Annotated in this window: 25 protein-coding genes and 1 pseudogene; 8 read left to right on the top strand and 18 right to left on the bottom strand. The window is 70.2% G+C overall.

Annotated elements, in window-relative coordinates; translation table 11 throughout:
- A partial coding sequence (locus D471_RS0100220) for a sensor histidine kinase (protein WP_017596764.1) occupies positions 1-925 on the top strand: 925 nt, incomplete at its 5' end.
- A 205-nt stretch (positions 926-1,130) separates the two neighbouring features.
- Here the strand turns inward: D471_RS0100220 and D471_RS0100215 are convergent.
- Both D471_RS0100215 and D471_RS0100210 read right to left on the bottom strand, forming a co-directional pair.
- On the bottom strand, positions 1,131-1,385 hold the full coding sequence (locus D471_RS0100215) for a WhiB family transcriptional regulator (protein WP_017596763.1): 255 nt from the start codon (positions 1,383-1,385) through the stop codon (positions 1,131-1,133).
- A gap of 288 nt (positions 1,386-1,673) precedes the next feature.
- Positions 1,674-2,606: a diacylglycerol/lipid kinase family protein gene (locus D471_RS0100210; RefSeq protein ID WP_017596762.1), complete on the bottom strand. Its 933-nt coding sequence runs from the start codon at positions 2,604-2,606 to the stop codon at positions 1,674-1,676.
- A 149-nt stretch (positions 2,607-2,755) separates the two neighbouring features.
- Here D471_RS0100210 and D471_RS0100205 point away from each other — a divergent pair, with 149 nt between their 5' ends.
- The gene (locus tag D471_RS0100205; protein WP_017596761.1) at positions 2,756-3,145 is read left to right on the top strand and encodes a hypothetical protein; all 390 of its coding nucleotides are present in this window, start codon (positions 2,756-2,758) and stop codon (positions 3,143-3,145) included.
- Between the two features lie 25 nt (positions 3,146-3,170).
- Here the strand turns inward: D471_RS0100205 and D471_RS0100200 are convergent, their stop codons facing one another.
- The 6 genes and pseudogenes from D471_RS0100200 to D471_RS42595 form a co-directional block, all read right to left on the bottom strand.
- Entirely contained in the window at positions 3,171-3,929 is a 759-nt protein-coding gene (locus D471_RS0100200) for an RNA polymerase sigma factor SigF (protein WP_051059085.1), read from the bottom strand.
- A gap of 41 nt (positions 3,930-3,970) precedes the next feature.
- Entirely contained in the window at positions 3,971-4,396 is a 426-nt protein-coding gene (locus D471_RS0100195; protein ID WP_026127264.1) for an ATP-binding protein, read from the bottom strand.
- A 125-nt stretch (positions 4,397-4,521) separates the two neighbouring features.
- Complete coding sequence (locus D471_RS0100190; protein WP_017596758.1) at positions 4,522-5,013, bottom strand: GNAT family N-acetyltransferase; 492 nt, start codon at positions 5,011-5,013, stop codon at positions 4,522-4,524.
- Between the two features lie 71 nt (positions 5,014-5,084).
- Positions 5,085-5,675 carry a class I SAM-dependent methyltransferase gene (locus D471_RS0100185; RefSeq protein ID WP_017596757.1) on the bottom strand — a complete coding sequence of 197 codons (591 nt, stop codon included), beginning with the start codon at positions 5,673-5,675 and terminating at the stop codon, positions 5,085-5,087.
- Between the two features lie 220 nt (positions 5,676-5,895).
- Positions 5,896-6,423, bottom strand: coding sequence for an NAD-binding protein (locus D471_RS41215; protein WP_275041333.1), 528 nt, complete (start codon positions 6,421-6,423; stop codon positions 5,896-5,898).
- Positions 6,424-6,493: 70 nt separating this feature from the next.
- Positions 6,494-6,559: pseudogene (locus D471_RS42595) on the bottom strand (hypothetical protein); the annotation flags it as partial.
- 264 nt (positions 6,560-6,823) lie between these two features.
- Here D471_RS42595 and D471_RS0100170 point away from each other — a divergent pair.
- On the top strand, positions 6,824-7,240 hold the full coding sequence (locus tag D471_RS0100170) for a DoxX family protein (protein WP_017596754.1): 417 nt from the start codon (positions 6,824-6,826) through the stop codon (positions 7,238-7,240).
- 229 nt (positions 7,241-7,469) lie between these two features.
- On the opposite strand, the gene D471_RS0100160 is transcribed toward D471_RS0100170, so the two are convergent.
- The 3 genes from D471_RS0100160 to D471_RS0100150 are packed head-to-tail and all read right to left on the bottom strand — an operon-like array spanning position 7,470 to position 10,156.
- Positions 7,470-8,270 (bottom strand): amino acid ABC transporter ATP-binding protein, encoded by an 801-nt coding sequence (locus D471_RS0100160; RefSeq protein ID WP_017596752.1) that lies wholly within the window; start codon positions 8,268-8,270, stop codon positions 7,470-7,472.
- Complete coding sequence (locus D471_RS0100155) at positions 8,270-9,232, bottom strand: amino acid ABC transporter permease (RefSeq protein ID WP_017596751.1); 963 nt, start codon at positions 9,230-9,232, stop codon at positions 8,270-8,272. The genes D471_RS0100160 and D471_RS0100155 overlap by 1 nt, the downstream gene beginning before the upstream one ends.
- A 51-nt stretch (positions 9,233-9,283) precedes the next feature.
- Entirely contained in the window at positions 9,284-10,156 is an 873-nt protein-coding gene (locus D471_RS0100150) for an ABC transporter substrate-binding protein (protein ID WP_017596750.1), read from the bottom strand.
- A gap of 389 nt (positions 10,157-10,545) precedes the next feature.
- Between D471_RS0100150 and D471_RS0100145 the strand changes: the two genes are divergently transcribed.
- Positions 10,546-11,739, top strand: coding sequence for an NAD(P)-dependent malic enzyme (locus tag D471_RS0100145; protein WP_017596749.1), 1,194 nt, complete (start codon positions 10,546-10,548; stop codon positions 11,737-11,739).
- Positions 11,740-11,819: 80 nt separating this feature from the next.
- Here D471_RS0100145 and D471_RS0100140 read toward each other — a convergent pair whose 3' ends face one another.
- Together D471_RS0100140 and D471_RS0100135 are read right to left on the bottom strand one after the other, a co-directional pair.
- Positions 11,820-12,950 (bottom strand): PadR family transcriptional regulator, encoded by a 1,131-nt coding sequence (locus D471_RS0100140; protein WP_017596748.1) that lies wholly within the window; start codon positions 12,948-12,950, stop codon positions 11,820-11,822.
- Positions 12,951-13,802 carry a DUF4097 family beta strand repeat-containing protein gene (locus tag D471_RS0100135; protein WP_017596747.1) on the bottom strand — a complete coding sequence of 284 codons (852 nt, stop codon included), beginning with the start codon at positions 13,800-13,802 and terminating at the stop codon, positions 12,951-12,953.
- A gap of 213 nt (positions 13,803-14,015) precedes the next feature.
- Between D471_RS0100135 and D471_RS0100130 the strand changes: the two genes are divergently transcribed.
- Positions 14,016-14,603, top strand: coding sequence for a hypothetical protein (locus D471_RS0100130; RefSeq protein ID WP_017596746.1), 588 nt, complete (start codon positions 14,016-14,018; stop codon positions 14,601-14,603).
- Positions 14,604-14,668: 65 nt separating this feature from the next.
- Here the strand turns inward: D471_RS0100130 and D471_RS0100125 are convergent, their stop codons facing one another.
- A complete protein-coding gene (locus D471_RS0100125) occupies positions 14,669-14,848 on the bottom strand; it encodes a DUF6104 family protein (protein ID WP_017596745.1) in 180 nt (59 codons plus the stop codon).
- A gap of 15 nt (positions 14,849-14,863) precedes the next feature.
- Positions 14,864-18,496, bottom strand: coding sequence for a multifunctional oxoglutarate decarboxylase/oxoglutarate dehydrogenase thiamine pyrophosphate-binding subunit/dihydrolipoyllysine-residue succinyltransferase subunit (locus D471_RS0100120; protein WP_040687659.1), 3,633 nt, complete (start codon positions 18,494-18,496; stop codon positions 14,864-14,866).
- A gap of 547 nt (positions 18,497-19,043) precedes the next feature.
- On the opposite strand from D471_RS0100120, the gene D471_RS0100115 reads away from it, so the two are divergent.
- Positions 19,044-19,418: a BlaI/MecI/CopY family transcriptional regulator gene (locus tag D471_RS0100115; RefSeq protein ID WP_026127262.1), complete on the top strand. Its 375-nt coding sequence runs from the start codon at positions 19,044-19,046 to the stop codon at positions 19,416-19,418.
- Between the two features lie 26 nt (positions 19,419-19,444).
- Here the strand turns inward: D471_RS0100115 and D471_RS0100110 are convergent, their stop codons facing one another.
- From D471_RS0100110 to D471_RS0100100, 3 genes are all read right to left on the bottom strand, one after another.
- The gene (locus tag D471_RS0100110; RefSeq protein WP_051059084.1) at positions 19,445-20,707 is read right to left on the bottom strand and encodes an MFS transporter; all 1,263 of its coding nucleotides are present in this window, start codon (positions 20,705-20,707) and stop codon (positions 19,445-19,447) included.
- Positions 20,708-20,846: 139 nt separating this feature from the next.
- Positions 20,847-22,013, bottom strand: coding sequence for an undecaprenyl-diphosphate phosphatase (locus D471_RS0100105; RefSeq protein WP_017596741.1), 1,167 nt, complete (start codon positions 22,011-22,013; stop codon positions 20,847-20,849).
- Positions 22,014-22,139: 126 nt separating this feature from the next.
- Entirely contained in the window at positions 22,140-23,243 is a 1,104-nt protein-coding gene (locus D471_RS0100100; RefSeq protein ID WP_017596740.1) for a suppressor of fused domain protein, read from the bottom strand.
- 203 nt (positions 23,244-23,446) lie between these two features.
- Here D471_RS0100100 and rlmN point away from each other — a divergent pair, with 203 nt between their 5' ends.
- A complete protein-coding gene (gene rlmN, locus D471_RS0100095; RefSeq protein ID WP_017596739.1) occupies positions 23,447-24,544 on the top strand; it encodes a 23S rRNA (adenine(2503)-C(2))-methyltransferase RlmN in 1,098 nt (365 codons plus the stop codon).
- A gap of 19 nt (positions 24,545-24,563) precedes the next feature.
- A complete protein-coding gene (locus D471_RS0100090) occupies positions 24,564-25,043 on the top strand; it encodes a hypothetical protein (protein ID WP_017596738.1) in 480 nt (159 codons plus the stop codon).
- Positions 25,044-25,065 lie beyond the last annotated feature (22 nt).

The following is a 25,065-nucleotide window of genomic DNA, read 5'->3' as shown; positions in this document are numbered from 1 at the left end:
CGCGCTGTCGGCCTACCGGCGGCTGGGCCTGGCCGCCGACCTCGTCGGGGCCCGGCTGGACCGCACCACGCTGGAGCTGGCCGCACCGGGTGAGGCCCGCGACGAGGCGCTCACCTACACCGCGAGCGGCCGCGCGCCGCAGGAGGCCGAGGTGGAGGCGCGAGGGGTCACCGTCCAACTGCGCGCCATACCACTGGTCATCGACGGGGTGCGGATCGGCGCGCTGGTGATGGTCCGCGACGTCACCGAACTTCGGCGGCGCGAACGCGAACTGCTGACCAAGGACGCGACCATCCGGGAGATCCACCACCGGGTGAAGAACAATCTCCAGACGGTCGCGGCGCTGCTGCGGTTGCAGTCACGGCGGCTGGACGTGCCGGAGGCGCGGGCGGCGCTGGACGAGGCGGTCGGCCGGGTGGGGTCGATCGCGATCGTGCACGAGATGTTGTCGCACACGCCCGACGAGGTGGTCGACTTCGACGACATCGCCGACCGCGTCATGCAGATGGCCGCCGAGGTCTCCTCGACCGGCAGCACGGTGGTGCCGCGCCGGGAGGGCGGTTTCGGCCTGCTGTCGGCGCTGGTGGCCACACCGCTGTCGATGGTCCTGGCGGAGCTGGTGCAGAACGCGGTGGAGCACGGCCTGGGGCAGGGCCCCGGGAAGATCGAGGTCCGGGTGCGCCGCTTCGACGCCGTGCCGGGCCACCCGAGGACGAGCAGCCTGGAACTGGCGGTGTTCGACGACGGCGGGGGACTGCCGGAGGACTTCGACCTGGAGGGGACGACGAGTCTGGGTCTCCAGATCGTGCGGACGCTCATCGTGGGCGAACTGGGCGGAACCCTGGCGATCAAGCCGAGGGAGGACGGGGGGACCGAGGTGGCGATCAGCCTCCCCCTGGAGCACGAGGAGGGGGAGGTGCCCTGAGGCCACTCCCGGGGCTCGTCTCGCCCACCGCGGGAGCGGAGCCCCGGGGCCCACGGTTCCGTTTCTCGGAACGGTCGCCTGAGGGGGTCGTCGTTCGGGCGCCGACGGGGTTCCTGTGGATGGGGCTCCGCCGTAGGCGTCCGTTGAGGGCGGTGGGGGGCGACGGGCGGGCCGAGGCGGAGCGGCGGGCCCAGGAAGATACGGCCTAGGCCCGCACCATCGGACGGCGCGTGGTGCCGCGCTTGCGCAGCAGGCGCCTCTCGTCCTCGCTCATGCCGCCCCAGACGCCGCCGTCCTGGCCGCTCTCCAGCGCCCACTTCAGACACGCCGAGCTGACAGGGCAGCGCTGACAGACCGCCTTGGCCTCCTCGATCTGGATCAGTGCGGGGCCGAAGTTTCCGATGGGGAAGAAGAGCTCGGGGTCTTCGTCACGGCAGGCTGCGTCATGGCGCCAGTCCATGCGGTCCACTCCTCACGGTGAGGCGATCGGGGGTTGTGAACATTTTCACGATCGGTCGATGCGCAGGGCGCCCGGTGGATGGTTCCCACCGGAGGGTGTCAGGGCCGAGACGGTCAGGTTTCACCCCACGGCCATGTGGGAAGCGCCCCAATTAACTCGCCCGTAACTCATGGCGATAACTTGAGCGTGACAGGCTCGCAGGATCGGTGCAAGAGCTCCCGGGGTCAAAGGTCCCGATCGGCGTGTCGGGTGCGTCACAGTGCCCGTGAATGGTGTCTTTCGAGCCAATTAACAGATGATTCGTAATGCCTTCGGTACCGAGTGGAAGTTGACCTGTTCGCGGTCTCCCAGGTATTCACCGTCGATTTGGAACGCTCTGGGGTGGGACGACGAGATCTCGAGTGAGTCCAGGTCGTGCCAGGTGAGGTACCCGTCACCGATCGCGGGGAGCCCCTTGGGAAAGAACATCTGCGAAAGTACCCAGCCGGTGAGCGCATGCGAGGAGTTGGTCAGCGCGAATGCGTCCAGGCCCAGCTCGAAACGGGACGCCGGCGTCGGCTGGAGCGGCAGTGATCCCGCGTAGGTCCACGGCGTGGTGTTGGTGACGAGGGCGAAATAGGCCCCGTCCCGGGGCGGTCCGCCCGCGGACACACGCAGTGAGGGGTCGCGGATATCCCCGCGGAAGAACAGCTTTACCGCCACTTCCGCGTACAACGCGGGCGTGGCCTTTCGGCCGTGGGCGCGCTCGTTCTCCACCTGCTGGACGACGTCGGCGTCCCACCCGAAACCGGCGCAGAACGTGAAGTACCGGTCGTCCTGGTCACTCGTGATCCGCCCGAGGTTGATCTCGCGCTCGCGGCCCTCGCGGATCGCCTCCAGCACCGCGCTGGTCGCCTCGACCGGGTCTCCGGGTACGCCCAGGGAGCGGATGAACACGTTGGCGCTGCCGCCGGGAATCACGGCGTAGCGGGGGCGTGGCAGGTCGCCGGGGGTGGCCAGGAGTCCGTTGACCACCTCGTTGACGGTGCCGTCGCCGCCCAGGCTCAGGACCAGCTCGAAACCGTCGGCGGAGGCCTTCCGGGCCAGCTCGCTGGCGTGGTCGCGGTAGGCGGTCTCGACGACGGTGACGTCCAGCTCGGCGGTCAGGGCGCCCACGATCACCTCTCGGGTGCGAGTGGTCGTCGTGGTCGCCTGGGGGTTCACGATGAAAAGGGCGCGCACAGCCCCAAGTCTAGGCGGTGCTCCCCCGGGCTTTCGGCCTCCTCGGTGCCCGGCGGAGGGCGCGATCCCGTCGTGGGGGCGGGGAATCGGGCGTGACCTGGGCGGGGAGCCGGGGAAGGGCGGCCGCCGCGCGCGTATAGGCTCGTCGGGTGTCTACGCGTCCCGTCACCCTCGTCGTCGCCGCCGCGCTGGAGGCCCTGGTCGGGCTCGCCGCGGCCGTGGGCGGCGTCTACAGCCTCGTCACCGCGGCCACCGGTCAGGCCGCGTCGGTCACCTCGGCCATCCCGTTGGCCTTCCTGGGCGTCGGAGCCGGTGCCGTGCTGGTGTTCGTCGCGCGCGGCCTGCTGCTGCTGCGCGAGTGGGCCCGCACGCCCGTGGTGGTCACCCAGCTGTTCCTCGCGGTGGTGGCGTACTACATGTTCACCAGCGAGCAGTTCCTCATCGGCGGCGTCCTGCTGGCGGTGGCCCTGTGCGCCGCGGGGGCCGTCCTGGCTCCACCGACGACCGCGGTGCTCTTCCCTCCCGAGAAGGGGGAGTAGCTCCGCGGCCGCGGGTGGTCGCCGGTCAGTCGTCCGTGGTCAGGGCCTGACGCAGCTGAGCCAGGGTGCGCGCCAGCAGGCGCGACACGTGCATCTGGGAGATTCCCAGTTCCTGGGCGATCTGTGACTGGGTCATGTTGCCGAAGAAGCGCAGCAGCAGGATGCGCTTCTCCCGCGGGGGCAGTTGTTCGAGTAGCGGTTTGAGCGACTCTCGGTACTCCACACCCTCCAGGGACTCGTCGACGATCCCCAGGGAGTCGGCCACCGCGGGGGCGTCCTCGTCCCCGCTGTCGGGTGCGTCCAGCGACACCGTCGAGTAGGCGTTGGCGGACTCCAGGCCCTCCAGCACCTCCTCCTCGGTCATCTGGAGGTGCGCCGCGAGTTCGGCGACGGTCGGCGAGCGCCCCTCCCGCTGCGACAGGTCGCTCACCGCCTTGGTGAGCGAGAGCTTGAGCTCCTGGAGGCGCCGGGGAACCCGTACCGCCCAGCCCTTGTCACGGAAGTGCCGTTTGATCTCACCGACGATCGTCGGGGTGGCGTAGGTGGAGAACTCCACCCCACGCTCCAGGTCGAACCGGTCGATGGACTTGATCAGCCCGATCGTGGCCACCTGTGTCAGGTCGTCGAGCCACTCCCCGCGGTTGCGGAACCTGCGCGCCAGGTACTCGACCAGGGGCAGGTGGAGCTCCACGAGCTCGTCACGGATACGCCGCCTCTCCTCGGAGTCCGCGTCGAGTTCGTTCAGGCGCTCGAACAACTCTCTCGCGCGGGCCCGGTCGGGCACCGCGTGCTCGGTCTTCGCTGTCAGAGCGGGCCCCCTCTCGCTCACGCGGACTCCAGCGTGCCGCGACGCTTGTACAGGACGATGTGGACCCGGTCATCCGGTCCGACGCCCGCATCGACCTCGCCCGCCAGGGCGGACAGGACGGTCCAGGCGAAGGTGTCACGCTCGGGGAGGCGGCCGTCGGCGGTCAGCACCGAGACGCAGATCCGCATCCCCTCGGGGGTGAGTTCGAACTCCGTGGTCAGTTCTGTGCCGGGCAGAGCCTGGGCCAGCAGCATCGCGCAGGCCTCGTCGACCCCGATCCGTAGATCCTCGATCTCGTCGAGGGTGAAGTCGAGGCGTGCGGCCAGACCCGCCGTCGCCGTCCGCAAGACGGACAGATAGGCGCTGTCCGCGGGCATGTTGACGGTGACGGCGTCCCGGACGCCGATGGCGTCGGCCGTGGGCACAGCGGTTTCTTCGGTCACGTCCCTCCTTCGGGGGGCGAGGTTGCCGCTTGACTGCAATGTATCTCGTTTCACCCTGCCACCGCCGCAGGGAAGTGAGATCGTGTCCGCCCGATCCGGTACGAACGTGAGATGAACGGCCCTTCTCAGGAGGTTCGGGAGCCCAGTTCGCGCAGCGCGTCGCCGTCCAGACGACGGACCGTCCACCCGTCCATCGGATGGGATCCGAGCGCTGAGTAGAAGTCGATCGCGGGCGTGTTCCAGTCCAGAACCGACCACTCCAGCCGCGTGTAGCCGCGCTCCACGCAGATCCGCGCGAGGTTCCTGAGCAGGGCGTGGCCGTGGCCGTGTCGGCGCAGGTGCGGGCGGACGTAGAGATCCTCCAGATAGATGCCGTGTCGACCCGTCCAGGTGGAGAAATTGAGGAACCACAGGGCCATCCCCGCCGGTTCCACCTCTCCGCCCTCCCCGACATGCTCGGCGACGTGCGCGTACACGGCGGCCCCGGGGCCGAAGAGGGCGGTGTGGATGTCCTCCTCGGTGGCGGTGGCCGACTCCGGCTCCTTCTCGTACTCGGCGAGCTCCCCGATCATCCGGTGGATGAGGGGAACGTCCTCGGGACGGGCGGGGCGGATCATCGGATCACCTCGGTCGGGAAGGAAACGAACCCCTCCAGCCTATGCCGTGGCCAGGATGTTTCCGCTGCCGTTCACGTCGGGCGGTGGGCGACCACCCGCTCGACGAGGCCGAGCAGGAGGCGGTCGTGGTGGCCGACCTCGAAGCCGACCTCCGACGCGACCTCCCGGGGGAGCCTGCGCGGGTGTTCGCGGCGCCGTTCCAGCAGTGTGGCGGGGAAGCGGGTGTACTCGACGTGGTCGACCAACAGGAGACGGCCGCCCGGCACCAGGACGCGGTACATCTCCTCCAGCGCGCGGCGCTGGTCGGGCACCGCGCACAGCGACAGCGTGGACACGACGGTCTCGAAGGAGCGGTCGGGGAACTCCATCCGCTGGGCGTCGCCCTCGACGAGCCGGACCGGGCGGCCCAGGCCGTCGGCGCGCTCCCGGGCCCGGTCCAGCATCTCCGGGCTCAGGTCGATGCCCGTCAGTTCGACCTGCGGGGGGTAGTGGCGGAGGTTGCGGCCGGTGCCGATGGCGACCTCCAGTGTGCGCCCGCGTGCGCCCGCGCACAGGATCTCGCGGGTACGGCGCAGAACGGGGCCCTCCAGGGCCTCGCTGAGGTCGTACCGGGCGGCTCTGCGGTTCCAGAGATTGCGTGCGCGCTCGGTGCGCGGGTCCATGTCGTCCCCCGAAGGCCGTGCTGGTGCCCCTGCGTCACGACTCTGCTGGGGCGGCGCCGCCGGGTCAAGCGCGGCGGGGGGTGTTTTCCCGGCGGTTCCGGAGCGCACGGCGGGCGGCCCCGTCGGGCGCCGCCCGCCCGCGCTGGCGGTCGGGTTCGTGGAGGAGTGCATGGGCGCCTTCCTGTCGTGTTCCCCTGCCCCCTACCCGTCCTGGGGTCGCTCATGGCGAGGCTGGTCCAAGTGTCCTGATCCGGCCAGGACGAATCCGTGGGAACCGCGGCGGGACGGTCAACCGGTCCTGTGCCGGCGAACCATGGTGACCGACGCCGGGGGAGGAGGCGACGGGGCCCGCCCGATGAGGAGGTCCCGGGACCCGCGGGGCCGTGCGGGGCCCCGCGGGGGACCACCGGTAGGTCGCCGCGACGGCGGTGAGGTCGTCGTCGGCCTGTCCGGTGGCGCGGGCTCGTTGATAGGCGGCCAGCGCGGCGCGGGTCATCGGAGTCTCAGCGGTGAGCTCTTCGGCGAGCCCGGTCAGGTAGAGCAGGTCCTTGGCCACGAGCCGCACCGGGAAGTTCGGCGTGAAGTCACCGGCGGCCATGACGCCGATCGCGCGTGCGGCGGCCGGGCTGGTCACCGGCAGGTCGCTGAGGAAGCCGGCCGATTCGGCGGGGTCGAGGCCCGCGCGGCGGGCGACGCCGAGCAGTTCGGCCATGGTGGCGACCTGGGCGGCCAAGGACGCGTTCACGATGAGTTTCAGCGCGGCGGTTCCGGGCCAGCACCTGGTACCCCAGGGAGTCCTCCAGCGCCTTGACCCGGTAGCTCAGACCCGGCTGGCTCAGATGCAGCCGAGCCGCCGCGCGGCCGAAATGCAACTCCTCGGCCACCACCGCGAACAACCTCAGATCCCCGAGATCGACCGCGGGCTCCTCGTCATGGAATCCCGGCACTTGCGTCACCTCTCCCGTTCCGTCGGCACGGCACGCTCCACAACGTAGCCAGGACGGGCCCGCGCGCAGGTCCGGTCCCAGGTGGGTCGGGGTGTCCTCATCGCTTCGGGAAATTCTGTCGGACGTGTCGATCCCGGCCCGGCCCGTTCGACCTTGGGGTGAGAGTCCGCCACGAAGGTCATACGAACGAGGGACAGGGACATGACGACCATCGACACCGTGAAGACGAACGCCCCCGGCCGCGCGGCCAACGTTGGCCTGTGGGTCCTCCAGGTCCTGCTGGCCGGGGCCTTCCTGATGGGGGCCTACGTCAAGCTCGCCGCCACGCCCCAGGCGGTCGAGGGCTTCGAACAGATCGGTCTGGGCCTGTGGTTCATGTACGCCATCGGCGTCGTCGAGCTGGCGGGCGCGGTCGCGCTGCTCGTCCCGGCGCTCAGCGGCCCGGCCGCGCTGGGTCTGGCCGCGCTGCTGGTCGGGGCGACCGTGACCCAGCTGCTGGTGGATGAGCCGGCCACCGCGCTGTTCCCGGTCGCCTACCTCGTGCCGATGGCCCTGGTCGCCTGGGGACGCCGCGCGCGCACCGCGCGCTTGGTCCGCCGGCTGGGCGGCCGGGGCTAGAGGGTGCTTCGGACGGTCCTGACGGCCGCAGCCCGTGCTCTCCTGCGGGGAAGGAGGGGAGGGCGGTGGAGGTCCGGGTCCGCCGGGCCGCCCCGCGGATCACCTGGGAGGAGCCCCGAGCCCGGGACGGACGGGTGCCGGGGCCGTTCGAGGACGTCGCGTGCGGGACTGAGAGAAAGGGGGTGCCCCGCGAGCCGAACGGCTCACGGGGCACCCGTCCCTGAGGGATTCAGAGCACCTTCGAGAGGAACGCCTGGGTCCGCTCGTGCCCGGGGTCGGTCAGCACGTCCCTCGGGTCCCCGGACTCGACGACGACTCCCTCGTCCATGAAGACCAGGGAGTCGCCCACCTCCCGGGCGAACCCCATCTCGTGCGTGACCACGACCATGGTCATGCCGCCCTCGGCCAGGTCCCGCATGACGTCGAGGACCTCGCCGACCAGCTCCGGGTCCAGGGCACTGGTGGGCTCGTCGAACAGCATGAGCGACGGCTCCATGGCCAGCGCCCGGGCGATCGCCACCCGCTGCTGCTGCCCGCCGGACAGCTGCTCGGGGTAGGCGTCGGCCTTGTCCGGCAGCCCGACCTTCTCCAGCAACTCCATGGCCTTCTCCGTGGCCTGGGCCCTGGGAACGCGCTTGACCTGGACAGGGGCCTCGATGACGTTGCCCAGCACGCTCAGGTGCGGGAACAGGTTGAACCGCTGGAACACCATCCCGATGTCGCGGCGCTGGGCCGCGATCTCGTGGTCGCGCAGCTCGTACAGCCGCCCGCCCTTTTGCCGGTAGCCCATCAGCTCGCCGTTCACCCAGAGCCGCCCGGCGGACAGCTTCTCCAGGTGGTTGATACACCGGAGGAAGGTGGACTTGCCGGAACCGGAGGGGCCGATCACGCACATGACCTCGCCGCGCTTGACGGTCAGGTCGATCCCGCGCAGGACCTCCAGCCGTCCGAACCGCTTGTGGACGTTGTCCGCCACGACGAGGGCGTCGGCGTCCCCGGGGGGCACGGGGTTCTCGGAAATCTCGGCCATCAGTGCGCACCTCCGACGACACGGTTCCGAACGCTGTTCTGGCTCGGGTTGAACCTGCGCTCGATGAAGTACTGGCCGACCATGAGGACACTGGTGATCACCAGGTACCACAGGCACGCCGCGACCAGCATCGGGAACACCTGGTAGGACTGCGTGCCGATCGCCTTGAGCTGGTAGAACAGCTCGATCGTCACCGGAACGTAGGCGAGCAGCGCGGTGTCCTTGAGCATCGCGATGGTCTCGTTGCCGGTCGGCGGGATGACCACCCGCATGGCCTGGGGGAGGGTGATCCGCCAGAGCACCTTGGCGCGGCTCATCCCGAGCGCCTGGGCGGCCTCGGTCTGTCCCTTGTCCACGGACTGGAGCCCCGCCCGGATGATCTCGGCCATGTAGGCGCCCTCGGACAGCGACAGGGCGAGCAGACCCGCCGTGTAGCCGCTCAGGAGGGTACGGGCGTCGATCGAGAAGAACCGGAGGTCGCCCTCCAAACCGAACGCGGCCATGATGTAGGTGTCGAAGGGCACGCCGAATTCGATGGTCGCGTACAGGATGGCCAGGTTGCCGAAGAGGACGGCCAACACGAGGCGGGGCACGCCACGGAAGAACCAGGTGTACAGCCAGGAGACCGACACCAGGACGGGGTTTCCGGACAGCCGCATGACCGCCAACACGATCCCCAGGACGATGCCGATCGCCATCGACAGCAGCGTGGCGCTCAGGGTGACCCACACACCGCGCACGACCGGCTCGGAGAACATGTTCCCGAACATGAACGGCCAGTTGAACGCGTCGTTCGTGAACAGCATGTGCACGAACATGGCGGCGAGGAGCAGGATGAAGCCCGCGGCCACCCACCGTTCCGGGTAGCGGACGGGGACGGCGGTGATGGGGCCGGCGGAGCGGTCCGGGTCCGGGGTCTGGACCTTTTCCGGACCGCCCGCCGGTTCGTTGGGTGAGGACACGTCTCGGTCTTTCACTCGGTGGGCGGGAGAACGGGGTTCGGGAGCCGCCGACTAGAGGGAGGGATTGACCTCGGCGGCCTCGATCGCGCCGGCCTCGATGCCCCACTCCGCGAGGATGTCGTCGTAGGTCCCGTTCTCCATGACGGTGTTGAAGGCCGCCGCGAGCTCGTCGGCGAACTCCGTGTCGTCCTGGTGTACGACGATGCCGTAGGGGGCGGCGTCGTACTGCTCGCCGATGAACTCCAGGACGCCGTCGCCGGTCTGCTCCAGGGCGTAGGCCGAGGTGGGCATGTCGGCGAGCGAGGCGTCGTTGAGGCCGGAGACGACCGTCTCGGTGGCCTGCGGCTGGCTCTGGAACTTCTCGATGGTGACGGGTTCCTCGCCCGCGTCGACGCACGCCTGGCTGCGGGCCTCGATGTCCTCGTCGTGGACGGTGTTGGACTGCACGGCGATCCGCATGCCGCACGGGTTCTCGGGGTCGACGTCCTGGGGGTTGCCCGCCTGGGCGAACCACTGGGTGCCGGAGGAGAAGTAGCTGACCATGTTGACGGCCTGCATGCGCTCCTCGGTCACGGTGAAGGAGGAGGAGCCGAGGTCGTACTCACCGCTCTGCACACCGATGATGATGGAGTCGAACGTGGTGGGGACCCACTCGGTCTCCAGGCCCATCTCGGCCAGGGCGGCCTCGACGAGGTCGACGTTGAAGCCCTGGACGGTCACGCCGTCGTCCTCCAGGAACTCACCGGGAGGGTAGGCGGCCTCGACGCCGATGACCACCGTGGTGTCGTCGGAACCCGTCTCGGAGCCCGCGTCGGTACCTCCGTCCCCGCTGCCGCCACCGCAGGCGGTGAGCGCCAGGACACCGGTGAGGGAGAGGGCACCGAGGAGGGTCCGCCGTGCGGACCGGGGCGTGTGCGTGGCCATGGTGGGGTCTCCTTCGAGCGCACGTCGTGCCTGGTCGAGGACTCGGGAAGGGACCCGATCGCCAGTTTCCAGGCAACATCCACGACATTTTGTACAAAAGGGGGATACCAGGGTGTCGTCAATGTTGGCCACCCGCGATGTTCCTGTGGTCACCGTTGTGAGAGGATTGCGTAACGGGTCAACCCCGTGAGAGGCGGCCGCGCAGAACTCACATAGGAGTCCGGCGAAGAACGGCCCTCCCCGGAACGCACCTCCGGTCCTACGGGACCGGTGCCGTGGAGGCTCCCCTAGCACTCACACGTCTTCGCGCGTGGCCCCCGCCGCTATCAAGTCCGCCCTCGTCATGGCCGACGTCGGGCGTACACGCGAAACCTGAGGGGTTTGAGAAGTTGTCCACTGATTCGCATACCCATGACACGTCCACCGCCCTGGACCAGGATCCGGCCTTCGCCCTGCACCGCGGCGGCAAGCTGCACGTGACCTCCTCCGTCGACGTCAACGACCAGGCGAGCCTGTCCCTCGCCTACACGCCCGGCGTCGCCCGCGTGTGCGACGCCATCGCCGAGACCCCGGAGCTCGTCGACACCTACACCTGGAAGAGCAACCTGGTCGCCGTCGTCACCGACGGCACCGCCGTCCTGGGCCTGGGCAACATCGGCCCTGAGGCGTCCCTGCCGGTCATGGAGGGCAAGTCGCTGCTGTTCAAGCAGTTCAGCGGTGTCGACTCCGTGCCGATCGCGCTGGCCTGCACCGACGTCGACGAGATCGTCGAGACCGTCGTGCGCATGGCCCCGTCCTTCGGCGGCATCAACCTGGAGGACATCTCCGCGCCGCGCTGCTTCGAGGTCGAACGCAAGCTGCGTGAGCGCCTGGACATCCCGGTCTTCCACGACGACCAGCACGGCACCGCCATCGTCGCCGTCGCCGCGCTGCGCAACGCCGCCCGCCTGACCGGCCGGTCCCTCGGCGACCTGCGCGCGGTGGTCTCCGGGGCCGGCGCGGCCGGTGTCGCGGTCACCAAGATGCTCCTGGACGGCGGCATCGGCGACATCGCCGTGGCCGACTCCAAGGGCATGATCTACGAGGGCCGCGAGGGGCTGACCCCGGTCAAGCGGGAACTGGCCGCCCTCACCAACAAGGCGGGGGTCCAGGGCTCGATCGAGAGCGCCCTGGCGGGCGCCGACGTCTTCATCGGCCTCTCCTCCGGTGAGGTGCCCGAGTCGGTCGTCGCCACGATGGCGCAGAACGCGATCGTCTTCGCGATGGCCAACCCGAACCCGGAGGTCCACCCGGACGTCGCCCGCAAGTACGCGAGTGTCGTGGCCACCGGCCGCAGCGACTTCCCGAACCAGATCAACAACGTCCTGGCCTTCCCGGGCGTGTTCCGGGGAGCGTTCGACGCCGGTGCCAGCGACATCACCGAGAACATGAAGCAGGCCGCCGCCACCGCGCTGGCCGACCTGGTCGGCGACGACCTGTCCGCCGACTACATCATCCCCGGTCCGTTCGACGAGCGGGTGGCCCCCGCCGTCGCGGCCGCCGTCGCCGCCCAGGCGCGCGAGGACGGCGTCGTCGGCGGGTAACGCGGGCACCCGGACACGGGTGGGGCCCGGAGAGCACGCCCCCGCGGCGTCTCCGGGCCCCTCACGCGTTTCCCGGGTTCCTACTCGTCCCGCCTCCAGTCCCCGCCGTTCCCGTCCGCGTCGGACCCGGGGCGGTCCTGTTCACTGACCGCGGTGCCCCAGGGGTCGGCGGCCGAGCCCCCGTCGACGGGTGGCATCGGCCGGGCCCCGGGCTCCTCCGCACGGGATTCCTCCGCACGGGGTTCCTCGGAGCGCTCACCGGTGGTGGCGGAGCCGGTCGTCCCGGCGGCGGTCGTGCCGCCGTCGGTCGTGTCCGCCGACCCCTCCTCCGTCCTCTCCTCGTCCTCGCGCTCCTCGGGGCGGTCGGCGGCCGGCCCCCACCGGCGCATGTCCCGGCGGATCACCTCGACGGTGTCGTCCAGGATGCGCCGCAGGTCGGTGGCGGCGGCCTCGCCGACGTGACCCGCCTCCCGCGCCACGTCGCGGACGCGCTCGGAGAAGTCGCGCAGGGCCTGGTCGAACTCCGGGGTGTGCGAGCGCTCGGAGCCACGGCCCCAGGCCGCGCCGAACGCGCCGCTGAACCCCTGGGCGAAGCGTTCCCACTCACGGGCCCAGGGGCCGCCGTCGCGGCAGCGCTCCCGCCGGCCCTCCTCCCGGCGCTCATCGCCGGCCGCCTCCTCGGCCCCCTCCGAGGTGGAGGCGCCGGAGGTGTCGGAGCGCCGGGCCTCCCGGGCGCCCCCGTCCTCGGCTTCGGCCCGCTCGCGCTCCTCGCGGGCCTGCCCGGTCTCCTGAGTTCCGGCGGACTCGGCCTCGGGGGCCGGGCGGCGGGGACCGCTGGACGCGTACTTCAGCTCCTCCCGCAGCGAACTGATGGTCGCGCGGACGTCCTGCTTGACCGCCCGGGCGATGTCGCGCACCGAGTCGGTGATCTCCCGCTCCAGGTCGTCCAGGTCGCCGCTGCGCTCACGCAGCTCCTGGCGCCCCTTGTCGGTGAGGCGGTAGACCTTGCGTCCGCCCTCCTCGGTGTGGGTGACCAGCCCCTCCTCCTCCAGCCGCGCCAGACGCGGGTAGATGGTGCCGGGGGAGGGGGAGTACACGCCCAGGAAGCGGTCGCGGAGCAGGCTGATGATCTCGTAGCCGTGGCGCGGGCTCTCGTCCAGCAACTTGAGCAGGTAGAGCCGCAGCCTGCCGTGGCCGAAGATGGTGCTCATTCAGGCCCCCTCGGGGATAGCCGCGGGTGTCGCGGGGGCGCGGCGCAGCAGCGCGGTGCGCGCCGACACCGTGTTGGTGGAGATGGACGCGGGGTCGACGCCGGGGCCGATCTTCCCGCTGAGGACGCTGCGGGCCGGGGCGCTGCGCCGGTCCAGGGAGAAGTCCGTGTCGAGCTTGCCGGTGATGGAGCGCATCTCGACGGTCGCCGAGGTCTCGGCGGGGACGCGCAGGGCGATCTCGCCGGACACCGAGTTGAGGCGGACCCGTCCGGAGGGGGCGAGGTCGGTGTCGGCGAGGATCTGGCCGGAGGCGGTCTTGGCGTTGAAGTCCGAGAGCCGTCCGCCCGCGACGGCGAGCTGGCCGCTGACGCTGTTGAAGGTCAGGGAGCCGGACGGGTTGCGGACCGAGGCCTGGCTGTTGGCGGTGGTGATGTCGGTCGCGCCGGAGGAGTCGTCGAGGGTGATCTCGCCGGAGGCGGTCCTGACGCTGGTGCGGGCACCCAGGCCCGCGCCGACGACGGGGGCGCTGACCGTGTTCACCTCCACCGGGCAGTCCGCGGGGATGCGCAGGTTCACGGTGGCCTTGCGGCCGCCCATGCCCTTGTAGCTGTTGAGCTGGATCGGCCGCAGCCGGTCGAGGAGGCCCTGGCTCGTGAGGTCCTCGTAGTGGATGGTGAGGATCCCCGCCTCCTGGGTCACCAGGACGGGTTCGCCGACGATGTCGGTCACCTCGAAGGTGACCGGGTCGTCGGTGGGGAGGATGTTGACGTGACCGCCGATGATCCTGACCTTCAACGCGACGATGCCGTCGAGTGTGTGGGTCATCGGCTTGTCGATGGTCCAACGTGCCATCGTGCACCCTTTCGCTCGCTCGATGGCTTCACGATATGTCGCGAGTGGGCCGAACTCAAGATATGTCGCGGATCTCGGGGGTGTCTCAGGGGTGTGCCGGGGGGACCCTGAGAGTAGCTTTTGCTCCTTTTGTCACCTTTTTGTGGTTTCCTCGGGAGGTTCGCCCGGTGACCCGGCCGGTGCGGACGAAGACCTGCCCAGGAGTCCCCGAGAATGCACCATCCCCCGAACCCCGATCCCGTTCCGCTCAGGCAGGAGCCCTACCTCCTCCCACCGCCACCGCGGCCACAGGGCCAGCCGTACCGCGTGCCGACGGTACGCACCGACCGGATGCCCCTCCCCCTCAGGTTCCTGCGCGTCCTGTGCGTCCTGTACGCGACCCTCACCCTGTTCGCGGTTCCGGTCGCCGTCCTCCTGCTCCTGAGCCTGGACAGCTCCCCCCACATGACGGCGGAGTGGTACGCCGAGTGGGGCATGGCCGTCCCCCGGCTCTGGTTCTGGGTGGTGGTGTGCCCCCTCCTGGCCGTTCTCTACTTCCGTGCCGCCGCGCGACTCGGCCGGGGCGGCAGGTCCGCGCGTGGCGCCGTGCTCACCGCTCTGGCCCTCGACACGGTCCGGGTGCTGATCGACACCACGGTGCTGACCGCGACCGATCCGCTCGTGGACCACTGGGTGACCGCGGTGGTCGCCTGGATCGTCGGCCTCGTGGTCAACCTGGTCCTCCCCGGCTTCTTCCTCGTGCTGCTGTGGGTTCTGCGGTCCAGCCGGGACTGGCTGCGGGCGACCGACACCCGGGTCTGAGGCCCGAACACGCGGAAGGGGCCCGGGTCGCGATGACCCGGGCCCCTTCCGCGTTCGCTACGGCCCTACTCGTCGTCCTCGTCGTCCAGCCGGGCCAGCCAGGTGGCCAGGCGGTCGACGGGCGTCTCGAACTCGGGGTTGATGTCGGTGAACGCCCTCAGCTGCTCGGCGAGCCAGGCGAAACTGACCTCCTCGCCGCCGCGGCGGTTCTCCAACTCCTCGATTCCGCGATCGGTGTAGTACACGACGCCCCGCCAGTTCTAGTCCGCGGGCGGGAACACCGTGTCCACCAGGGCACGCTGCTCCGCCTCGTGCCGCTTGGCCGAACCCGCGGCCGGAGCCGAGGAGGCCGGGCGCGAGATCCGGGTGAACGGACGGTCGAGCTGCTCGGAGAAGACCAGCGCCACGAACGGCCACGGCCCCATGTTCGCGGGCTCCTCCTGGACCCACAGGACCTCGCCCGCGTTCGGGAAGGACTTGAGCTGCTCCCGGATCTCCTCGATCGGCAGCGGGTAGAGCCGCTCCGCGCGGATGATCGCGGTGTGCTTGTCGCCGCTCTTGCGACGGGCCGCGTCCAGGTCGTAGTAGATCTTGCCCGAGCAGATCACCACGCGGCGGACCTTCTCCGGAGCGATGCTGTCGTCCCCGACCAGCGGTCGGAAGTGGCCCGAGGTGAAGTCCTCGGCGGCCGACGTGGCGGCCTTCAGGCGCAGCAGCGACTTCGGCGTGAAGATCACCAGCGGGCGCTCCAGCGGCGACTTCGCCTGCCAACGCAGCAGGTGGAAGTAGCTCGCCGGGGTGCTCGGCATGGCGACCGTCATGTTCTCCTGGGCGCACAGCTGGAGGAAGCGCTCGATGCGGGCGGAGGAGTGGTCCGGCCCCTGGCCCTCGTAGCCGTGCGGCAGCAGCATGGTGACGCTGGAGCGCTGGCCCCACTTCTGCTCGCCCGCGCTGATGTACTCGTCGATGACGGTCTGGGCGCCGTTGACGAAGTCACCGAACTGCGCCTCCCACATGACCAGCGCGTCCGGGCGGGTCAGCGAGTAGCCGTACTCGAAGCCCAGCGCCGCGTACTCGCTCAGCAGCGAGTCGTGCACGTGGAAGCGGGTGGTGCCGTTGTCGAACTGCTTGAGCGGCGTGTACGACTCACCCGTGTCGCGGTCCATCAGCGTCGCGTGCCGCTGGCCGAAGGTGCCGCGACGGCTGTCCTGGCCGATGAGGCGGACGGTGTGGTCGTCCAGCAGCAGCGACCCGAAGGCCAGTAGCTCACCGGTCGCCCAGTCGATCGAGTCGGACTCGACCGCCTGCGCCCGGCGGGCGATCTGCGGCGCCAGCCGCGGGTGCGCCGTGAACTCCTCGGGCAGGTTGACCTGCGTGTCGATGACCCGCTTGACCGTCTCGGTGCTGATCGCGGTCTCGACCACGGAGTGGTCCAGACGGCGTTCGGTGAACACCTCGGGCTTGACCACGGAACCGGGCTCGATCGGCTTCTTCTCGACCTCGCGGGTCTCGGTGAAGGCGCGCTCCAGCTCGTTCTGGTAGTCGCGCAGGGCCGACTCCGCCTCCTCCACCGTGATGTCGCCGCGGCCGATCAGGGCCTCGGTGTACAGCTTGCGGGTGGAGCGCCTGGCGTCGATGACGTCGTACATCAGCGGCTGGGTGAACGCGGGGTTGTCGCCCTCGTTGTGCCCGCGGCGCCGGTAGCACACCATGTCGATGACGACGTCCTTGTTGAACGCCTGCCGGTAGGCGAAGGCCAGGTGCGCGACCCGGACCACGGCCTCGGGGTCGTCCCCGTTGACGTGGAAGATCGGCGCCTGCACCATCCGCGCCACGTCGGTGGCGTACACGCTGGAGCGGCTGTCCGACGGCGAGGTGGTGAAGCCCACCTGGTTGTTCACGATGACGTGCACCGTGCCGCCGGTGCGGTAGCCGCGCAGCTGGGACAGGTTCAGGGTCTCGGCGACCACGCCCTGACCGGCGAACGCCGCGTCACCGTGGATGAGGATCGGCAGCACCGTGAAGCCGTGCGGACCCTTGTTGAGGAGGTCCTGCTTGGCACGGACGATGCCCTCGGCGACCGGGTCGACCGTCTCCAGGTGGGAGGGGTTGGCGGCCAGCGAGATCTGGATCTTGTCGCCGTCGGGGGTCTCGAAGACGCCTTCGGTGCCCAGGTGGTACTTGACGTCACCCGAACCGTGCGCGCTGCGCGGGTCCAGGTTGCCCTCGAACTCGCCGAAGATCTGCCCGTAGGACTTGCCGCAGATGTTGGCGAGGACGTTGAGGCGGCCGCGGTGGGCCATGCCGATGACGGCCTCGTCGAGTTCGGCCTTGGCGGCCTTGGAGATCACGCCGTCCAGGAGCGGGATCAGCGACTCGCCGCCCTCCAGGGAGAAGCGCTTCTGACCGACGTACTTGGTCTGCAGGAAGGTCTCGAAGGCCTCGGCGCTGTTGAGCCGGTGCAGGATGCGCAGCTGCTCGTCGCGGTCGAGCTTCTCGTGCTCACGCTCGACGTGCGCCTGGATCCACTCCCGCTCCTCCGGGCTCTGGATGTGCATGTACTCGATACCCACCGTGCGGCAGTAGGTGTCGCGCAGCACGCCCAGCACGTCGCGGAGCTTCATGACCTGCTTGCCGCCGAAGCCCCCGGTGGGGAAGGAGCGGTCCAGGTCCCACAGGGTCAGCCCGTGCTGGAGGACGTCCAGGTCGGGGTGGCGGCGCACGTCGTGGTCGAGCGGGTTGGTGTCCGCCATCAGGTGGCCGCGCACGCGGTAGGCGTGGATGAGCTCCTGGACCCGGGTGGTCTTGTCGAGCTGGGTGGCCGTGTTGACGTGGATGTCCTGGACCCAGCGCACCGGCTCGTAGGGGATGCGCAGGGAATGGAAGATCTCGTCGTAGAAACCGTCCTCGCCCAGCAGGAGCTGGTGGATCCGCTTCAGGAACTCACCGGACTGCGCGCCCTGGATGATGCGGTGGTCATAGGTGGACGTCAGCGTCATGACCTTGCTGATGCCCAGCTCGCTCAGGGTGTCCTGGGAGGCGCCCTGGAACTCGGCCGGGTACTCCATGGCGCCCACGCCGAGGATGGTGCCCTGGCCGGGCATCAGGCGCGGCACGGAGTGCACGGTGCCGATGCCGCCCGGGTTGGTCAGGCTGATCGTGGTGCCCTGGAAGTCGGACACGCCCAGCTTGTTGTTGCGGGCCTTGCGGACCAGGTCCTCGTAACCGCCCCAGAACTCGGTGAAGTCCATCTCGTCGGCGCCCTTGATGGAGGGCACGACGAGCTGGCGGGAGCCGTCGGGCTTGGGGAGGTCGATGGCCAGGCCGAAGTTGACGTGCTCGGGCTTGGCCACACCCGGCTTGCCGTCGACCTCGACGTAGGAGTGGTTCATCTCCGGCATCGACTTGAGCGCCTTGACCATGGCGAAGCCGATGAGGTGGGTGAAGGAGACCTTCCCCCCGCGCCCGCGGCGGAGATGGTTGTTGATGACGATGCGGTTGTCGAACAGGAGCTTGACCGGGACCGCGCGCACGCTGGTCGCGGTCGGCAGCGCCAGGCTCGACTCCATGTTGGTCGCGGTCCGCGCGGGTGCGCCGCGCAGACGCTCCTGCTTGACCTGGAGCGCATCGTCGCTCTTGGGTTCGGTGGCCTTGGTGGCCTTCTTCGGCGCGGGGGCCTCGGGGGCCGCGGGGGCCTTGCTCTTCTGGGCCTTGGCGGGCTTGGTGGCTCCTCCGCCCTTCGCGCCGGAGTCCGCGGGCTTGTAGTCCGCGAAGAAGTTCCACCAGGCCTTGTCAACGGAGTTGGGGTCGGTCAAGTACTTCTGATAGAGGTCCTCGACCAACCACTCGTTGGGGCCGAAATCTGTCAGGGGTTGAGACGCCTCAGACGACACGGCGGAGATCGCCCACTTCCGCAGCTCGCTAGTGAATGTGTATGAAGACGGGTGGCTGCTGGCAAGGCGGGCTCAATGAACACATGGGTAGTCCCCGTGGTCCGGGGAGTATCTGACCTGGCCAGCACTCGTCCTGGTCCCAGGCTACTTGTACCGCCCTCCAAGCGGGGAACGCGGGCGTTGTTGAAACTAGGAGATAGCTAACAATCTTTCACAGTCCCGTTGTCTCTTCGTGGTGATACACGAGCGGAGAGTGATTAATATGTCGTGAATGTGTTGATTTGTAGGGATTTCAGGGCGCAGGTGAACTGACCGAGTCCGGCCATGTCAGATGTGGCGTGTCACACGCTTCCCGTGGCGACCACGGTCCGGAGGCGTCGGGCGGCTTCTTCCACGCCCCGGGGGCCGCTTCGGGTCGCGAAACGCCGGTCGTACCCGCCGCGGGTGTACGGATCTGTGCGCTCTCCGGCGTTTCCCCACGCGAGAGCCGTTCCCACGCCTACGATCTCGATACGAACTGGGGACACACGGCAGGGGGTGGGGCTCCGTGAGGGGGCTCGGGGAACTCGAAGCAGCCATCATGGACGCGCTGTGGCGGTCCGAGGAGCCGCTGTCCGTGCGCCATGTCCGCGAGACCATGGTCTATGACCGGGAGATCGCCTACACGACCGTCATGACCGTCGCCAACATCCTCTTCCACAAGGGGCTGCTGGACCGGGAGAAGGCCGGGCGCGCCTGGGTGTACTGGCCGCGCGAGACGCACGCCGAGTACACCGCACGCGTCATGGACGAGGTGCTCAACGAGGGGCCGGATCCGGGCGCGACCCTGCTCAGCTTCGTGGAGCGGTTCAGCGACGAGGACATGGCCCGGTTCCACCGGCTGCTCGACCAGGCCCGCGGCCGCCGCGGCATCGCCAGCTGACCCGTGTCGCCGCCCCGTGTCCCCGGTCAGCGGCGGCGCAGGTTCCGCACGCTCCCGGACGCGATCGCCGCCAGGGTCGCGGCCACCGTCAGACCGGCCATCAGCGCGATCGACGGCTCCGCGCCGATCCGTTCCGCCAGCGGGCCGATCGCGATCTGACCCACGGGCATCGCCACGAACGACCCCAGGGCGTCGTAGGAGTACACGCGTGACAGCTTCTGCTGGGGGACGTTCTCCTGGACCGAGACCTCCCACGCCACGCTGAACTGCTCCACGGCGACGCCCGCCACGAACATCGCGGCGAAGAGCAGGGGCAGCGGTGTGGGTCCGGCCAGCGCGAACAGCGGCACCGTCTGCACCAGGATCAGAGCCGTCCCGTACAGCAGGGCCCGCCGGGGCTGCCACCGGGCCGCCAACACCCCGCCGAGCAGCAGTCCGGCGCTGTTGACCGCCATCAGTACACCCCACAGGGTGCGCCCGAAGGTCGCGTCGGCGATCGCCGGGCCGAGGACGGAGGTCGTCGCCGACCAGCCCGCGTTCACCACCATGAACTGCAGCACGATGATCCACACCCACGGGCGGGCGATGAACTCGCTCCACCCGTCGCGCAGATCGCGCAGGACGTTCGAGCCCTCCCCGGCGGCGTGGAGCGCTCCGCCGGGCAGCCGCAGGAACAGGAAGGCCACTCCGGCCAGGGTGAACAGCACGGCGTCCGCGGCGATCGCCCATCCGGCCCCCATCAGGCCCACGACCGCGCCACCCAGGGCCGCTCCGGCGAACATGCCCGTGTGCGTGCCGACCCGCAGCATCGCGTTGGCCGGGCGCAGCAGCCCGGCCGGGACGGTCTGCGGGGTCAGCGCCGCGGCGGCGGGCAGGTTGGCGGCGGCCGCAGCGCCGTTGATCAGGCTCAGGCCGATCATGAGGGGAAGGGACGCGGCGCCGGTGAGCAGTGTCAGGGCCAGGACGCCCTGACTGGCGGCCGCGAGCGCGCAGCCGCCGCGCAGCACCAGGGACCGGGGGAGCCGGTCGGCGATCACCCCGCCCAGGAGCAGCAGGCACACATTGGCCACCGACCTGGCGCCCACCACCAGGCCCACGTTCACTAGGGAACCGGTCGTGTCCAGCACGGCGAAGGCCAACGCCACCGAGGCCATCCCGTTGCCCAGGTACATCAGGGAGCGGCCGAGCGCCAGGGCCCGGAACGCCGGGTGCCGTAGTGGGGAGAGCACGCCCGTCCCGGTGTGCCGTCCCGCGGGTGTCCGCGGGACGGTGTCGTCCCTTTCCGTCACGTCGCGCCTCACGTCCCGTCTCGCCCGGCCCTTGCCGGAGCACGATGACAGGACGGGAGGCGGGGCGTCCACCGGTTTCCGCGCCCGGCAGAGAGCCGACGGGTCGGCCGGGGGCGCTCACCGGGTCAGGCGGGTGCGCTCACCCGCCCGTCCGGGGGTCGTAGGTCTCGCCGGTGATCGGATTGGTGGCCAGCCCGGTGGCGGGGTCGTAGTCGACGTCCATCCCCAGGTCGGGGTCGTGCAGCAGACCGGTCCCGGGGTTGCGGAGCAGACCCGAGTCGGGGTCGATCTCCCAACCGGTCACCGGGTCGACCTCCGGGGTCGCCGTCGGCTCGGCCGAGGGTCCGGCGGAGGGTTCGGAGGTGGCCCCCGGCTCGGCGCCGGGCTCGGGCGAGGGGTCCTCCTCGGGCTCGGGCTCCTCCCGGTCCCCGGTGTCCTGCTCCTCGGCGATGACCTCGCTCTGGCCGAGCTGCGACTCCGCGCCGCCCTCCGGGTCGAGCTGGCCCCAGCTCACCAGGGCCAGGATGAGGATGCCCAGGCCCACGCGGTAGTAGACGAACGGCATGAAGCTGTGGGTGGAGATGAACCTCATCAGCCAGGCGATGACGACGAAGCCGACGACGCCCGCGATGACCGTGCCCACGAGGGTCGCGCCCCAGCCGGCGTACTCGTCGCCGCCGATGTCGGTGAGCTTGTACAGGCCCGCGCCGAAGACCGCGGGCAGCGCCAGCAGGAAGGAGTACTCCGCCGCGTCCTTGCGGTTGAAGCCGAGCAGCATCCCGCCCGTGAGCGTGCCGCCGGAGCGGGAGACGCCCGGGATCAACGCCAGCGCCTGGAAGAGACCGAAGGTCAGACCCCGGGAGACGGTGAGGTCCTCCAACCCCCGGTGCTTGCGCGTGTACTTGTCGGCGAGGCCGAGGAAGACGCCGAAGATGATCAGGTTCAGCGCGACCAGGCGCAGGTCACGGAACACACTGTCGATCTGCTCCTCCAGGAGCAGGCCCAGGACCACGATGGGGATGGAGCCCAGGATGACGTACCAACCCATCCGGGCGTTGATGTCGCCACGCAGTTCACGGACGAACAGCGACCTGGTCCACGTCGACAGGATCGCCCAGATCCTTTGCCGGAAGTAGATCAGTACGGCCAGTTCCGTACCGAGCTGGCTGACCGCGGTGAAGGCGGCTCCGGGGTCGGGCCAGCCGAAGAGCGCCGACACCACGCGCAGGTGGCCGCTGGAGGAGATCGGCAGGAATTCCGTCAGCCCTTGGACCAGGCCAAGGATGATCGCTTCGAGCAGGGACATGTCGGTGGTCGCTCCGTGGTGGAAGCCCTCGGCGGGAGGTAGCCGGGGCACGCACGGCGGAAGGGCCGTGGCGATATCTGGAAGGGGTGACCTGGGCAGCCTATCCAGAGTTGCGCCCCGAGCGCGTCACGGGCGGGAGGGAGACGGCCCCAGCACCCAGCTGCGCCCCTCGGCGGCGAGTTTCTCCACGAGCGTCGCGCTGTCGTGCTCCTTGGCGAACAGGTGCTCCGGCCGGGTGATCGGCACGATCCACAGCCACCGGACCGGATCGCCCTGGAAGGTGAGCCCCGAGGTGTCCGGTGGTCGATGGTCGGTCCGTGTGACCAGCGCGGACGGATCCTCCAGCAGCAGCACCGCCCCCGCGTCGCCGCGCATCGCCCGGTCCTCGGGGTTGTCCAGCCACTTGACCGTGTGCCCCGTCCCGAACCACGTCACCGCCCGCCACGGGAACGCGCCGATCCACCGGAAGATCCGCGCGGCCCGGTGCGCGGGCATCGTCGTGGCCAGTGCCAGTTCCACCCGGGCGTGCTGGGAGGTGTTGGCCATGTACCGGTCCAGCGTGGGCATGCGCTGCCCGCACATGCCCACGGTGGACAGCACCGTGAACGGGCGTTCGGCACCGGTCGGCCGCTCCGAGAGCCGTAGCAGCGGCGGGTGGCCGTCGGACACGTCCCAGTAGTGTCCGGGCTCGCCGACCCGACGGTTCAGGTGGCTGAGCACCGTGCGCTGCACACTCCGCCACGCGCCCGCCGCCCGTCGCCAGTCCCAGTAGGCCTCGGCGTGCACCACCCGCGGCCACAGCTGGTCACGCACCGAGTCCAGGTCCCAGGCGAAGGCGCTGCGTCCGATCGCCTCACGCGCGTAACCGGGGAGCCCGCTGTCGGCCTCGGCCCAACCGGGGATCACCGCGAGCAGCCCCTCCTCGTCGATCAGGGCGACCCCGTCCCCCTCCTCGAACCACACGGCGCGCAGGTGCGCGGGGTCGAACCGCGGTCGTCCCTGCGGGTGCTTGGTGTAGGCCTCGGGCATCAGCGGGGCGCGGCCCTCGAACAGGCCGCCCTCCTCGCCCACCACGGGGGCGACGTCGTGGTTGGCCAGCCAGACGGGGACACGGATGCGACCGCGCGCGTCGAGGAGGTAGGCGGCCGTGGTGCGGGAGTCGCACTCGACGACGACACGGCGGCTCTGGTAGGGGCTGACCTCGTCGAGCAGGACGTCGATCCCTGTCACCGGCCCTCCCGCGTGCCGTACCCGTGTTGTCACCCGCGTCCGGCGCCGGACCAGCCCGGCCCGTCCGGACAGTGCGTAGAATCGACGGTAGTGCCCTGACGGGCGGAGCCGCAGCGCAACCGCGTATAAGTCGTATAACGACCGACTCCGCGCCGTCCCCGAGCCGGGCCCAGACCACCGACGCCACTCCCTTACGGATACCTATGCCCGCCGAGCTCACCTTCGTCGCCCCCCGCCGCGCCCAGCCGCCGCGGCACCTCGCCGACCTCAGCCCCGAGGAGCGGGCCGAGGTCGTGTCGGGCCTGGGGGAGAAGCCCTTCCGCGCCAAGCAGCTCGCCAAGCACTACTTCGGCCACCTGGAGTCGGACACCTCGGCGATGACCGACCTTCCCGAGGCCTCCAGGGAGAGGCTGGGGGAGGCGCTGCTGCCGACCCTGCTCACACCGGTCCGGCACATCACCTGCGACAACGGGATGACCCGCAAGACCCTGTGGAAGGCCTTCGACGGGGTGATGTTCGAGTCGGTGCTCATGCGCTACCCGGACCGCGTCACCCTGTGCATCTCCTCCCAGGCCGGGTGCGGGATGAACTGCCCGTTCTGCGCCACCGGGCAGGCGGGGCTCACCCGCAACCTGTCCACGGGCGAGATCGTCGACCAGGTGGTGGCCAGCGCCCGCGACCTGGCGCGCGGCGAGGTCGCCGGGGGGCCGGGCCGGATCAGCAACATCGTCTTCATGGGCATGGGCGAGCCCATGGCCAACTACAAGCGGGTGCTCCAGACGGTCCGCCGGATCACCGACCCGGTGCCGAACGGACTGGGTATCTCCCAGCGCGGCGTCACGGTGTCCACGGTCGGGCTGGTGCCCGCCATCGACAAGCTCATCGCCGAGAGGATGCAGGTGCGCCTGGCGATCTCCCTGCACGCGCCCGACGACGAGCTGCGCGACGAGCTGGTGCCGATCAACACCCGCTGGAAGGTCCAGGAGGTCCTGGACGCCGCGTGGCGGTACGCCGGGACCACCGGTCGCCGGGTGTCGATCGAGTACGCGCTGATCAAGGACATCAACGACCAGGCCTGGCGGGCCGACCTGCTCGGCGAGCTGCTCAAGGGCCACCTGGTGCACGTCAACCTCATCCCGCTCAACCCCACTCCCGGCTCCAAGTGGACGGCCTCGCGCCCGGAGGACGAGCGCGAGTTCGTCCGGCGGCTCCAGTCGCACGGGGTGTCGGTCACCGTTCGCGACACGCGCGGCCAGGAGATCGACGGCGCCTGCGGGCAGCTCGCCGCGGCCGAGCGCTGAGCCGCCGGGACAGAGCCCCGTGACCGAGACCCTGCTGGCCTTCGCGGTCTCCGCCCTCTCCGGCCTGGTCCCGGTCATCAACATCGAGGTGTACCTGGTGGGCGCCGTCGCCCTGACCGACGGCGGCGCCCCCACCCTCGCGGCGATGGCGGCCGCCGCCGGGTTGGGGCAGGCCCTGGGCAAACTGCCCTACTACTACGTGGGCCGGGGCAGTATCTCCCTACCGTGGCTGCGCCGCAGGGCCGCCACCCCGGGGCGCTGGACCGAGCGGGCGGCGCGCTGGAGGGACAGGGCGCAGGAACAGCCGGTGTGGGGGGTCGGGCTGGTCGCGCTCAGCTCGTTCGCGAGTGTCCCGCCGTTCGTCGTGGTGTCGGTCCTGGCAGGGGTCGTGCGGCAGAACGTCATGGTGTTCTTCCTGGTCACATGGGTTACTCGGACCGCGCGTTTCCTCGTGGTGGTGTTCGCGCCCGCCTGGGCGATGTCGTTCCTGCCGGGGTGACACCGGGGCCGGCCGTCGCGGG

It is taken from the genome of Nocardiopsis lucentensis DSM 44048 (genome assembly GCF_000341125.1).
Taxonomy (GTDB): domain Bacteria; phylum Actinomycetota; class Actinomycetes; order Streptosporangiales; family Streptosporangiaceae; genus Nocardiopsis; species Nocardiopsis lucentensis.
Note: the sequence above shows the minus strand (reverse complement) of the source record. Positions and strands in the feature narration are given on the sequence as shown.

Excerpts from the sequence above, each read along its gene's own strand:
- D471_RS0100215 (WP_017596763.1), bottom strand. The coding sequence starts at position 1,385 with ATGGACTGGCGCCATGACGCAGCCTGCCGTGACGAAGACCCCGAGCTC.
- D471_RS0100190 (WP_017596758.1), bottom strand. The coding sequence starts at position 5,013 with ATGATCCGCCCCGCCCGTCCCGAGGACGTTCCCCTCATCCACCGGATG.
- D471_RS0100185 (WP_017596757.1), bottom strand. The coding sequence starts at position 5,675 with ATGGACCCGCGCACCGAGCGCGCACGCAATCTCTGGAACCGCAGAGCC.
- D471_RS0100170 (WP_017596754.1), top strand. The coding sequence starts at position 6,824 with ATGACGACCATCGACACCGTGAAGACGAACGCCCCCGGCCGCGCGGCC.
- D471_RS0100160 (WP_017596752.1), bottom strand. The coding sequence starts at position 8,270 with ATGGCCGAGATTTCCGAGAACCCCGTGCCCCCCGGGGACGCCGACGCC.
- D471_RS0100150 (WP_017596750.1), bottom strand. The coding sequence starts at position 10,156 with ATGGCCACGCACACGCCCCGGTCCGCACGGCGGACCCTCCTCGGTGCC.
- D471_RS0100140 (WP_017596748.1), bottom strand. The coding sequence starts at position 12,950 with ATGAGCACCATCTTCGGCCACGGCAGGCTGCGGCTCTACCTGCTCAAG.
- D471_RS0100135 (WP_017596747.1), bottom strand. The coding sequence starts at position 13,802 with ATGGCACGTTGGACCATCGACAAGCCGATGACCCACACACTCGACGGC.
- D471_RS0100130 (WP_017596746.1), top strand. The coding sequence starts at position 14,016 with ATGCACCATCCCCCGAACCCCGATCCCGTTCCGCTCAGGCAGGAGCCC.
- D471_RS0100105 (WP_017596741.1), bottom strand. The coding sequence starts at position 22,013 with ATGTCCCTGCTCGAAGCGATCATCCTTGGCCTGGTCCAAGGGCTGACG.
- rlmN (WP_017596739.1), top strand. The coding sequence starts at position 23,447 with ATGCCCGCCGAGCTCACCTTCGTCGCCCCCCGCCGCGCCCAGCCGCCG.